The sequence below is a fragment of the Mycetocola sp. Y719 genome, from assembly GCF_056713205.1.
On the sequence record NZ_JBWYGY010000003.1, the window covers coordinates 356,097 to 368,355 of the forward strand.

Annotated in this window: 9 protein-coding genes; 2 read left to right on the forward strand and 7 right to left on the reverse strand. The window is 66.1% G+C overall.

Annotated elements, in window-relative coordinates:
* Positions 1-9: 9 nt before the first annotated feature.
* The 6 genes from AC1M0F_RS13625 to AC1M0F_RS13650 all read right to left on the reverse strand — a co-directional run bounded on the left by AC1M0F_RS13625 (position 10) and on the right by AC1M0F_RS13650 (position 6,915).
* Positions 10-822, reverse strand: a complete 813-nt coding sequence (locus AC1M0F_RS13625) for a carbohydrate ABC transporter permease (RefSeq protein ID WP_480238792.1) — start codon at positions 820-822, stop codon at positions 10-12.
* 10 nt (positions 823-832) lie between these two features.
* Positions 833-1,708 (reverse strand): carbohydrate ABC transporter permease, encoded by an 876-nt coding sequence (locus tag AC1M0F_RS13630; RefSeq protein ID WP_480238793.1) that lies wholly within the window; start codon positions 1,706-1,708, stop codon positions 833-835.
* Between the two features lie 6 nt (positions 1,709-1,714).
* The gene (locus AC1M0F_RS13635) at positions 1,715-2,983 is read right to left on the reverse strand and encodes an ABC transporter substrate-binding protein (RefSeq protein ID WP_480238794.1); all 1,269 of its coding nucleotides are present in this window, start codon (positions 2,981-2,983) and stop codon (positions 1,715-1,717) included.
* A 30-nt stretch (positions 2,984-3,013) separates the two neighbouring features.
* Positions 3,014-4,843 carry a class I mannose-6-phosphate isomerase gene (locus AC1M0F_RS13640; RefSeq protein WP_480238795.1) on the reverse strand — a complete coding sequence of 610 codons (1,830 nt, stop codon included), beginning with the start codon at positions 4,841-4,843 and terminating at the stop codon, positions 3,014-3,016.
* A complete protein-coding gene (locus AC1M0F_RS13645) occupies positions 4,840-5,778 on the reverse strand; it encodes an ROK family protein (protein WP_480238796.1) in 939 nt (312 codons plus the stop codon). Before AC1M0F_RS13645 ends, AC1M0F_RS13640 begins: the two co-directional genes overlap by 4 nt.
* Before the next feature lie 105 nt (positions 5,779-5,883).
* On the reverse strand, positions 5,884-6,915 hold the full coding sequence (locus AC1M0F_RS13650; protein ID WP_480238797.1) for a LacI family DNA-binding transcriptional regulator: 1,032 nt from the start codon (positions 6,913-6,915) through the stop codon (positions 5,884-5,886).
* 187 nt (positions 6,916-7,102) lie between these two features.
* Between AC1M0F_RS13650 and AC1M0F_RS13655 the strand changes: the two genes are divergently transcribed.
* Positions 7,103-8,257: a DUF4185 domain-containing protein gene (locus tag AC1M0F_RS13655; RefSeq protein WP_480238798.1), complete on the forward strand. Its 1,155-nt coding sequence runs from the start codon at positions 7,103-7,105 to the stop codon at positions 8,255-8,257.
* A gap of 72 nt (positions 8,258-8,329) precedes the next feature.
* On the opposite strand, the gene AC1M0F_RS13660 is transcribed toward AC1M0F_RS13655, so the two are convergent.
* On the reverse strand, positions 8,330-9,136 hold the full coding sequence (locus AC1M0F_RS13660; RefSeq protein WP_480238799.1) for a DarT ssDNA thymidine ADP-ribosyltransferase family protein: 807 nt from the start codon (positions 9,134-9,136) through the stop codon (positions 8,330-8,332).
* Positions 9,137-9,351: 215 nt separating this feature from the next.
* On the opposite strand from AC1M0F_RS13660, the gene AC1M0F_RS13665 reads away from it, so the two are divergent.
* A complete protein-coding gene (locus AC1M0F_RS13665) occupies positions 9,352-12,201 on the forward strand; it encodes a family 78 glycoside hydrolase catalytic domain (protein WP_480238800.1) in 2,850 nt (949 codons plus the stop codon).
* Positions 12,202-12,259 lie beyond the last annotated feature (58 nt).

Here is a 12,259-nt window from a genome sequence, read left to right on the forward strand (position 1 = left end):
GCTCCGAGGCTAGTACTGCCCGAGCGCGAGGCCGCGGGCGAAGAATTTCTGGGTGAACAGGAACAGGATCACTGTCGGCAGCGACACGAGCACGCCTGCGGCGAGCACCGTAGACAGCTGGGCGCCGCCGTAGGTGCTCTGCATTCCGCTGAGTGTCGTGACGATCGGCCGGACACTGTCCGACTGGCTCAGGGTGAGGCCGAGCAGCAGGTCGTTCCAGATGAAGGTGGCCTGCAGGATGAAGATCGCCACGAGTGCGCTGGATGCCATCGGCAGATAGATCCGGGTGAAGATGCGCCAGGTGGTGGCTCCGTCGAGCACGGCGGCCTCGAACGTCGAATGCGCGATGCCGGTGAAGAAGTTGCGCATGACGAACGCCGAGAACGGAATGCTGATCGCCGTGTAGACGATGATCATGCCGAGCTGGGTGTCGAAGAGCCCGATGCGGGAGTATCCGTCGAACAGCGGCAGCAAAACCATCTGCAGCGGGAACACTGTTCCGCCGAAGATCACCACGAACCAGAGGAACCCGTGCTTGAGCCGGAGGGCGACGATCGCGTAACCGGCGGCTGCACCGACGAGCACGGCGATGATCGGCGAGATGAGGCTGTAGATGACCGTGCTCACGACACTGTCGGCGAGGCCTGAGAGTTGCAGCGCCTCGGCCATGTTGGCGAAGAGCGAGAAGTCCGTCGGGATCCACGCCTCCTTCGACGTGTACGTGAGCGGCGACTTCGCCGCGTTGATGATGAGCAGGTAGACGGGCAGCAGCCAGATCACGCCGAAGAAGACGAGGACGGCGGTTTTGAGGAATCGGATCATGTCGGCATCCCTACATTTCGTGTTTCTTCGAGAGCTGCTCACGCAGGTACAGGATGGATGCCACGAGGGTGACGACGGTGAGGAAGACGGCGATGGCCGAACCCAGTCCGTATTCGCTGTTCACGAACGTCTCCTTGTACATGGTCAGGGCGAGCGTCTCGGACGACCGGCCTGGCCCGCCCTTGGTCATGCCCTGCACGATGTCGAAGGTCTTGAGGCTGGCGACGATCGACAACCCCACGACGACAGCGGTAAGCGGACGCAGCATCGGCCAGAGGATCTCGCCGAACAGCCGCACACCGGTCGCGCCGTCCACGCGGGCCGCTTCGAGCGGCTCCTTGGGGATCGACTGCAGACCGATGGTGAACAGCAGTGCGTTCACGCCGACACCCTGCCACGACGACGCGACGATCATGACGAGCGTGTTGAGCGGCGAGTCGACGAGCCAGCGCGGTGTCTCGACCATGCCGAACACGCCGAGCGCCTGGTCGAGCGCGCCGTTGGACTGGAGGATGAACGACCAGATGAGGCCGACGCCGATTCCGGAGATGGCGTACGGGATGAGGAACGGCAGCCGCAACCACACCCCACCCGGAAGGTTCCAGGTGAGGAGGGCCAGGGCGAGACCGAGGCCGACCGGCACGATGAGCGTGCCGATCACCCAGAGGAGTGTGTTCCCGAGCGACCCGAGAAAGTCCGGGTCCTCGAACATCTCGACGTAGTTGGCGAAGCCGACCAGGTCGGGGTCACCGAGCCCGTTGTATTCGGTGAAGCTGAGGAACGTGGTCCAGATCAGCGGAAGATACAGGAGCACCGCGACCATGATCACGCCCGGGGCCATGAAGCCCCGGGCTGACCACTGGTACGGCGTTTTCGACTTCGCCACCGGCGACTATTCCTGCTCTGCCCAGTACTTGTCCGCTTCGGCCTGGATCTTCTCCAGGAACGGCAGCGGGTCACCGGGGTTGGCGTTGAACGCGCCGAACTGTTCGAGGGCGACGGTCAGGATCGGCGTCGGGGTTGCCTCGAAGTAGCGCTCGAACAGCGAGTAGTCGCTGCCTGCGACGGTCTGGCCGAGCTCGGACAGGCTTTCGTTCTTCACTTCGGCCTTGGGGTTGAACGGCACGTCTCCGCGGGCGTCGCCCCATGCGGTCTGGGCGTCTGGTGACATCCACCATTCGGAGTAGGCGAGGCCGAGGTCCTTCTGCTTCGAGTTCTCAGCCGTGCACAGCGGGCCGGTCTCGACGGCGACCGGGGTCTTGTCGAGTTCGGCGTTCGTGGCCGGGATGACGAAGAAGTCGTAGTCGGTTCCTGCGGTCATACCTGCTGCGTCGAGTGAACCGCCGAAGAAGCTGCCGAAGTTGATCATGGCGAAGTCGCCCTGCTTGAGGCCGACGGCGGGGTCGGTCGTGCTGCCGGCGTCGCTGAACCAGCCCGCCTCCTGCTGCTCGAGCCAGACGTTCATGATGTCGACGATCTCGGGGTCGGTGTACTTGACCTCGCCGGTGCTCAGGCCTTCGTACAGCTCAGGGTCCGTGCCGGCGACGAGCTGCTGGAACCACTGGAAGGTGAACAGCTGGCTGGTCTGGTAGTACGGCGTGACTCCGGCGGACTTCAGCGTCGCTGCGGCCGCGTCGAGGTCTTCCCACGTGGCCGGGACCTCGATGCCGTTGTCGTCGAAGATCGTCTTGTTGTAGTACATCACCCAGTAGGCGATGTTCATCGGGACGCAGTACTGCTTGTCGTCGTAGGTGTAATACTTCTTCAGCTCTTCGGTCGCCCAGCCTTCTTCGATGGCCTTGTCCCAGATGTCCGTCGTCTCGGCCAACAGGCCCTCGTCGACGAGTTCCTTCATCGCGTCGCCGGTGTGCCAGCTGAACAGGCCGGGGCTCTTCGCGGTACGGAACGACTGCTTGATGAAGGCGTCGTACTGGTTCGCGTCCGAATATCCGGTGGTGTTGAGCGTGATGTCGACGTCGTCACCGCTCGCGGTGTTCAGCGTCTCGAAGTCGGGCTCCCATGCGGCCTTGTCGGTGTAGAAGTTGAGCTCGCCGGTGACTTCGCCGTCGTTCGTGTTGCCTCCGCCGGAGCATCCCGACAGGAACAGCGCGGTGATGGACAGCGCCGAGACGACGCCGATCCTGGTCTTTGTGGTCCTCATTTTCGAACTCCCTTGTCCTTGTGCTGTGTGTTACTCGGGTGAGGTGGTGAGCAGTGCGGTGTCGTTGTCCCTCGTGCCGCGCACGAAAGCCTTGACGGTGGCGAACGACTCACTCTTCGAGTCAGCCGTTCGCCGGATCAGGTACGGCCCGACGTTCGCGGGCACGATGAAGGTCTCGGCGTAGTGGATCCGGTACGGCGCGAACGCGCCGGTCGGACTCACGACCTCGACCTGGTCTCCCTCGACGAGGTTGAGGACGTTGACCGTCCCCTCCGTGTCGTGGGCAGCTTCGGTGTCGAACCAGTGGCGGCGCACCTCGATGAATTCGAGGGCGTGCAGGCCGGTCCGTTCTTCGGTGACCTCGTCGGTCTGGGAGAGGACTTCGACCTGGTCGAGCAGGTTCGCCTGGACCCATTCGGTGTCCCGATCCCACTGGATGTTCCTGCCACCGTGGTCCAGGTGCACAGGGCGGGGGATGCCGTCGAGTCCGAGGCGACCCCAGTCCCAGAGTTTGAAGGTGAAGATGAACGGCGTCGCCGAGATCTCGAGCACCATCGAGTCGGATCCGGAGCAGTGCACCGTTCCGGCCGGGATGGAGAAGTGGTCATGCTTCTTCGCCGGGATCATGTTGACGTACTTCTCGGCGTCGAACGGATGCTGTCCGTCTGTCGCCGCCCACAGGTCGTCGAGCATCTCCTGCGGGTCCGTGCCGGTCTTCGTGCCGAGGTAGACGACGGCGTCGTCGGAGGCGTCGAGCAGGTAGTAGCTCTCGTCCTGCGTGTAGTGCATGCCGAACTTGTCCTGGATGTAGTTCGTCAGCGGGTGCACCTGAAGCGAGAGGTTTCCGCCGCCCATGGTGTCGAGCAGGTCGAACCGGATCGGGAACTCGGCGCCGAAGCGCGCGAAGGTCTTGTCACCGAGGAGGGCACGCGGCTCGGCGAGCACGAGGTCCATGGCCGGGATCTCGACGACCTTGCCGTCCGCCTCGAGCAGGAGCGAGTTCTCCTCGGGCACGCAGTCGAAGCACCACGCGTAGTTGCGCGCGGACTCGTCGAGCGCCATCTTGTCCTTCATCCACTGCCCGCCCCAGACACCCGGGTCGAAGAACGGAACGACACGGAGCGGACCCGAGGTGGACTGGCGGAGCGCGGAACGGAACGCCGTGCCGGTGATCATGCCTGCGGCATCCGTCGCTGCTGTTCCCCCGATGGCGTTGCCGTCGAGCACGAAGTCGAGAGTGGCGAACAGTTCGCGCTTGTGCCGGTCGGCGACGCGCCATTCGACGAAGAAGCCTCGCTTGTACTTGCGCAGGTTGTCTTCGCCGGCGTTGTCACAACGCCAGTTCGTGGCGCCTGCACGCTGCCGCTGCTGGAGTTCCCAGCGCGCCATGTCGACGAGGACGGTGGCGTCGGCATCCGGTGCGGCGAGAGCGGCACCCCAGCCGACGACAACAGTGGGGTTCTGCGTGGAGCGGATGTCGTCGCCGACGGCCGCGAGACGCTCGGCGTCGTAGAACACGTCGAGGGTGGCGTGGCTGATGACCCCGAACACCCGGTCGTCGGTGAGGTTGTGGGCGATGCGCTGGTCGATCTCGGCGATCGGGAGGGCAGCGGCGGTCTCGACGTCGATGATCCGGTAGTCGGGAAGCCCGGTGCGAAGCTGCTCGACGAGTTCAGGGAGGTCGACGCCGGGGTAGGTGTCGACGACGACGACGGGCGCCCTCGTTCCCGCTGACGCCGTCGCGCTCTCGTGCACGGCCTGCCAGGCGGCCGCGCCCGAGAGCACGGACTCCCCCGCGGCAAGCGGGATCGTCGGCTGCTTGACGTAACCGGACTGGTGGGTGTGGTGCGGAGGGGTCATCGTGCGTGCTCCTGGTCGGTGGCGTTCCTGGCGATGACCGAGAGGCCTCGCAGGACGGAAAGTTCGGGGTTCGCCGGGGTGACGATGTCTGGGCGGTGGGCCGAGGACCACAGGTGCTCGTTCACGTAGGCGGTGAGGGCGGGCAGAACGACGTCGCTGGAGCGCATCACTCCCCCGGAGATAATGACGACGTCGGGGTCGTATGCGTGGCAGAGCGACACGATCGTTGCGCCCCAGACCCGGAGGAAGCGGGCGAGAACGTCGGATGCCACGGCGTCGCCGGCCTGGGCGGCCTCGATGATCTCGCGGATACCGATGGTCTCCGTTGTGGCGAGGCTGGAAGACGCGGCATCCGGGTGGGCGAGCACGGCGACGCCTGCGGCCCACGTGCTGGCCAGCGATTCGGCGCACCCGATGTTGCCGCACGGGCACGCCGGAGCGTCGATGTCGACAGTGACGTGGCCGCCGAGGATGCCAGCGTGGTCGTGGGCGCCGCGCAGAAGGGATCCGTCGATGAGGGCGGCAGTGCCGATCCCGGTCCCGAGGGTGACGGCGACGGCATCCGTCGCTCCTGCAGCGACCCCGTAGGTGGTCTCGCCGAGCAGGGCCGCCCTGGCGTCGTTCTCGATGCCGGCGGGAACGCCGAAGACCGTGCTGGCCCAGTCGCGCATATCGCGGTCGCCGAGGTAGCCGTACTTGCCGTGGGCGGCGACCATCTGGCCGGTGCGCTGGTTGACGACCCCAGGGAGGGCGATGCCGATCGAAGAGATCGGTGCGCCTGCGGCGGCGACGAGTTCGCGGCCGATGCGTTCGGCCTCGGTCAGGTCTGCGGAGGTGCCGGAGACCCGGAATTCGCGTGCCGCGAGGACCTCGCCGTCGGAGAGAAGACCGGTTTTGACGGCGGTGCCGCCGAAGTCGAAACAGAGCTCGGTCATTCTTCCCTCCTCGTTGTGGGTGTCGGTTCGGTTGGTAACGTTACCATGCAACAAACGGATCGCGCAACCGGCTTTCGCGGACCGTGGTTCTGCGGTTCTTCCGGGTCAGTCGCCGGCGACGGCGAGCGTGACGGGCATCTCGACGGTGCGAGCCGTGCCGGGATCGGCCGTGCCACTGAGCCGGGCGAAGAGCATGGTAGCGGCCTCCCTGCCGAGCTGCCTGGCATCGTGTTCGAGCACGGCGACGGGCACGGGCATGAGCTCGGAGAGCTCGAAGTTGTCGAAGCTGACGAGGGTCGGCAGGTCAGCGGCGTCGGCGCCGGCACGCATCCGGCGGCCGATCTCCTTGAGGGCACCGATGGTGTTCCGGTTGTTGGCACCGAAGACCGCCGTGGGAGGCTCCGGCAGGTCGAGCAGCCGCTCCATGGCCGCCCGCGCGGTGTCGACATCCTGTTGGCCACGCTGGATCAGTTCGGGGTCCGGGACGATCCCTCGTTCGGCCAGCGCCCGCTCGAAACCGGCGAACCGGCGTTGTCCGGTGAAGACGGACAGCACGTTTCCGAGGTAGCCGATGCGCGTGTGGCCGGCATCGAGAAGCCAGCTGGTTCCCCGGTACGCCCCGCCGACGTCGTCGAGCAGGACGGTGTCGACATCGAGTCCGTAGACCCGGCGAGAGGCTAGCACGATCGGCGTATCGCCCAGCCGTTCCGGCTGCAGGTGCTCGGACGCCCCGCCGGATGGGACGAGGACGAGGCCTTCGACCTGACGCCCGATGAAGTCGGCGATGAGCTGTTTCTCACGCCCGCCGTCCTCGTTCGTGTTGCCGAGGACGATGCGCTTGCCGTGCTGCGCTGCGACCTCTTCGATGCCCAGGGCGACATTGCTGTAGTACGGGTTGGCGAGGTTGGTGATGGCCACGCCGATCAGGCCGCTGGCCTGGCCGGGGCGCAAGCTCCTGGCGTTCTCGTTCCGGAAGTAGCCGAGCGACTTCACCGCGTCGAGTACGCGTTCCTGCACGTCGGGCCGCACGTTGAGGCCACCGGCGAGTGTGCGGGAGACGGTCATCGGGCTGACGCCGGCCTGGAGGGCGACCTGCTTGATCGTGGGCTGGCGCGCAGGCTTGGCAGAACCGGTCACGATGCGCCTCCCTTTCTGCCCGATATCGCGGCGATCTCACGGTACTACCGCGGGGCATCCGGTCGTGATCCTAGGCAGACTCGGCTCGGAATGTTACTCTCGCCATTGGTAACGTTAACAGACACGGGCGAGCAGGGCTATCCCGCCGGCTCCATGCCCGGCCAACTCGATGGAGAGTGACCATTTCATGAGACGAACCACGACCGCCGCGCCCAGCCGGAGGGCTCGGGCAGCGACCATCGCCGCCGGCCTCGGGCTGCTGATCACGATGGTGACGGTCCCCGCGACCGCCGCAGGAGCATCCACGATCGCACCGGAGACCGGCAAGCACTGCACGCCGCGGATCTCGGCCAGCGTCGACACCGAGCTCACCGAGAAATTCGGGGAGTACGGCGACACCGCCGGCCGCTGGACCGGCGCCGACTCGGCATACAGCGTGAAGCTGCCGGGCGGAAAGATCGCCTGGATCTACTCCGACACGTTCCTCGGCACCGTGAACGCCGACCACTCGCGGCCGCTCGACTCGCCGTTCATCCACAACTCGATCATCGTCGACGACCACGGCACGCTGACCACATACACCGGTGGGACGTCGGATGCTCCTGAGTCCCTCGTCCACGTCGAGGGCGGGAACGAGGCGCAGAACTGGTACTGGTTCGGCGACGCGACCGTCGAGGGCGAGCACCTGCGGGTGATGCTGCTCGAGTTCGAGAAGACCGGGCCGGGCAACTTCGACTTCGCGTTCGCCGGCACGGCCGTCGCCTCGTTCTCGCTGAGCGACATGTCGCTCGAGGGCGTCACGATCCTGCCGGACAGCCCGGTGCAGTGGGCATCCGCGATCTATGAGGACGGCGGGTACACCTACGTCTACGGCGTCGAGGACCTGCAGTCGCAGAAGTTCGCGCACCTGGCACGCGTTCGCAGCGGCCAGCTGACGACGGGTGCATGGGAGTACCTGGGGGAGTCCGGCTGGGTCAGCGACCCGAACGGTTCGAAGCGCATCCTCGAAGGTGTCGCCAACGAATTCAGCGTGACGAAGTTCCAGGGTCGGTACACGCTCGTCACCGGGGATGCCACGGAGATCCTCAGCTCGAAGATCGTGATGTACCGCAGTACGTCACTCACGGGTCCGTTCGAGGGCAAGACGGTGCTGTACTCCACGCCTGAGACCAGCGGCAACGTGTTCACCTACAACGCGAAGGCACACCCGGAGCTCGGCAACGGCCACACGCTGAACATCAGCTACAACGTCAACAGCTTCGACACGAACGACGTCTACACCGATGTCGACAACTACCGTCCGCGGTACGTCAACGTGTCGGCGAAACTGCCGAACTGCTGATCTGAGCACCCCTGGCGAAGGCCCCTCGTTGCTGCTTCGGCAGTGGCGGGGGGCTTTCTACAGCCCCGCGGACTACTCGACGGCTTCGAACCAGGGCGTGTACGCCGCGACCTTCGTCGCGTACGGGGTGGGCGCCAGCATCCGCTTGACCTGTTCGCGCACCGTGATGTTCGCGACACCGATGAGGGCGATCTTCTCGACGGGAACCTGTCCGGCGACGAGGACCTCTGCCTCGAGGATCGCCTCCGACTCCTCGTCGGCGCGCAGCTTGCGCAGCATCCGTTCGGCGCTGGCGGGGTTCGCCGCGAAGGGGGTGAGCGAACCGGCCGCGTCACCGTCTGCGACGACGACGTTCGACAGGGTGGATGCTTCGACGACGCTCGCGGCGCCGATCGTGGTGACGAGCACGACGAAGTCGTTGACGGCGAGAGCAGAGACGTCCTTCGACAGCCGGTAGTCCGGCTTGCCCGAACGGATGCTCCGCCACAGGCTCGCATCCGGCGAGAGGAAGAACGGAACGAACGAGGCGACCGGCGATTCCTGCTGACCGGCGACGAACACGGTCTTCCGCGCCTCGCGGTTGGCGGGGGAGGAGATGTCGACGACCGGGGTGGCGGCATCCGCCAGCAGGCTGCCGGTCTCGAGGATCCCCGGCAGGTTGCTGATGTGGGTCACGTGGTAGAGACGGAGTTCGCCGGCGTTGAACGGCGGCAGCTTGGCGGCAGGAGCGGTGACCTTTGCGGTGCCTGGCGTGCGGGCAGGGGCACGGACGCGACCGACGCGCTTCGCGGGCTCTTTCGCCTCGATGACCGGGGCGGGCTTCGGGAAGCAGGTGTCGCAGAATCCCTGCTCGAATCCATGTTTACATTCGTCGCTCACGGCAGAACCTCTCAGTGCGTGGCGTCTCCCCAGCTCCCGACTGCCGGAAGTGCCACCTCTCTACGTTACGTTCATTTGCTGCGAGTCGTTTACCGTCGGGCGATTTTGCTCCCATACTCGCCGCAGATCGAGACGCCGACAGCATGGGCACTGGATTCGAAAACTGAATGACTGTAAGGTTTTTGTAACGTTTCACTCATCTCAATGGAGAGTTCATGCCTCAGCCTGCCCCCATCGTCGGCGCCCTCTGGGCGGAAGGCCGCGGTCGCCCCGAATTCCTCGCCACCGCAACGCCCGCCCTGTCCTGGCGGGTCGACACCGATCAGGGAAACTGGGAGCAGAGGAGCTACCTGATCGAGCGCCGCACGGCAGACGGAACCGACAGCGCCGAGGCACAGTCCGGGGATTCGCAGCACGTCCCGTGGCCGTTCGATCCGATCGCCGCATTCGACTCGGTCGACATTCGGGTGCGGGTCAGCGGCTCGGGACCCGTCGACGGGGAATCGTCGCTCACCGAATCGGATCCCAGCGACTGGATGACGCTGCGCACCGGTCCGCTGTCGGCGGGGGACTGGTCGGCATCCTTCATCGCCGCAGAAGCGCCCGGAGCACCGATCGACGACGACCAGGGCGCTTCTCTGTTCCGCCGCAGCTTCTCGCCGCGCCCTGACGTGGCCTCGGCCATCCTGTCGATCACTGCCCACGGCGTGTACGAGGCGACCCTCAACGGCGCGACCGTCGGTGACGAGGTACTCGCCCCCGGCTGGACCAGTTACGACGCCCGCCTGACGTTCCAGAGTTTCGACGTGACCGACGGCATCCGCTCCGGCGAGAACGTGCTGGGCGCGACCGTCGCCGACGGCTGGTACGGCGAACGCTTCGGCTTCGACGGCAACTTCGCCCGCAGCTACACCGGCCCGCGTGCACTTTCGGCACAGCTGCGCATCAGCTATCAGGACGGCACCACCGAGACCGTGGTGACGGATGCCGCGTGGAGCGCAAGCACCACGGGCCCGGTCGTCAGCGCCGGCATCTACCAGGGCGAGCACTACGACGCCCGTCGCGAGACCGCTGCGTTCAGCGACCCGTCGGTCGACCTCGGCGACGCGGTACCCGCAACGGTGATCGACGCGGATGTCGCGCGGCTGACACCGTCGTTCGCGCCCCCTGTGCGACGGATCGAACGGATCGCGCCGCTCGAGCTTCTCACCACACCCTCAGGCAAAGCGATCATCGACTTCGGGCAGAACCTCGTCGGCTGGCTGGAGCTGCAGATCGACGCCCCCGCCGGCCACACGGTCACCCTTCGCCACGCAGAGGTGCTGGAGAACGGCGAACTGGGAGTCCGCCCGCTGCGGTTCGCGAAAGCCACCGATTCGTTCACCGGTGATGGCGGCGGCATCCGAACCTGGAGTCCCCGCTTCACCTTCCACGGATTCCGGTACGCCGAGGTCGACAACTGGCCGGGCGAGCTGAGCCTGGATGCGGTCACCGCAGTGGTCGTGCACAACGACATGGTGCGAACGGGCACGCTGGAGACGAGCAACCCGCAACTCAACCAGCTGCACCAGAACGTGCTGTGGGGCATGCGGGGCAACTTCCTCAGCCTGCCGACGGACTGCCCCCAGCGCGATGAACGCCTCGGCTGGACCGGCGACATCCAGGTCTTCACCCCGACGGCGAGCTACCTCTACGACGTCTCCGGATTCCTCGGCTCCTGGCTCCGCGACCTCGACCTCGACCAGCAGCGCGCCGACGGCATCGTGCCGTTCGTGGTGCCGAATCCGCTGCCGATGCCACCACTCGCCGCTGCCGCGTGGGGGGATGCCGCCACTCTCGTTCCCGACACTCTGTTCACCCATTTCGGAGACGCCTCAGCCCTCGAACTGCAATACGCGAGCATGCGCTCGTGGGTGGAGACGGTGTCCGCGCTTGCGGGCGACAACCGGCTCTGGACGGGTGGGTTCCAGTTCGGCGACTGGCTTGACCCCAGCGCACCGCCCGAGAACCCGGCCCAGGCGAAGACCGACTCCGACATCGTCGCGACGGCGTACTTCTTCCACTCCACCGCCCGGCTCGCAGCGGCCGCCGGTGAACTCGGTCACACCGATGACGCCCGCCGTTACGGCGACCTGGCCGAGAGCATCCGTGCTGCATTCCTTCGGGAGTATGTGACTCCCGCCGGGCGCATGGTATCTGACGCCCACACGGCATATTCGATCGCGCTTGCATTCAGGGTGATCACCGATCCGGAGATGGTGGCACTGGCGGGAGCCCGGCTCGCCGAACTCGTCCGCGCCCACGGGTACCGGATCGGCACCGGGTTCGTGGGAACGCCGCTCATCACCGATGCGCTGTGCCTGGGAGGTCAGAGCGACGTGGCATACCGGTTGCTGCTCGAGGAGGGATGCCCGTCGTGGCTGTACCCGATCTCGATGGGGGCGACCACGATCTGGGAGCGGTGGGACTCCATACTTCCCGACGGCAGCATCAACCCCGGTGAGATGACCTCGTTCAACCACTACGCCCTGGGCGCGGTCGCCGACTGGATGCACCGGTCGATCGGCGGCATCGCACCCGTGGACCCCGGCTACCGCACGATCGAGATCGCCCCGATCCTCGGCGGCGGACTCACCAGCTCCAGCGCGAGCCTCGACACCGGCTACGGCACGGTCTCGGTCGATTGGTCACTCGACGGAACGGCCCTCACCCTGCGTGCCGTTGTTCCCCCGAACACCCGCGCCCGTGTCATCCTCCCCGGCCGCGACACGGAGACCGTCGGATCCGGTTCTCACGAGTGGACGACAGATGCCCCGGACGCCAACACCGATACGGCCCGGCCGGTGTACTCGCTCGAATCGTCACTCGGAGACATCGTGACGGATGCCGACGCGCGCGCCGCTCTCGAGGGTGCATTCGCCGAGCTCGGTTACGTCATCGGCCTGGGGTGGACATCGGGCGGCAAGTGGAAGAGCGACTCGACGCTCGCCGATGCCCTCATCATGTTCCCGCCGGAGGGGTTCAGTCACCTGCACGAGGTGTTCGCTCGGCTGAACGCGCGGTAGACCCGCGCGCCACCGTCTCGACGAACGGTTCGCAGGAGATCACACGGTTAGCAGGAGA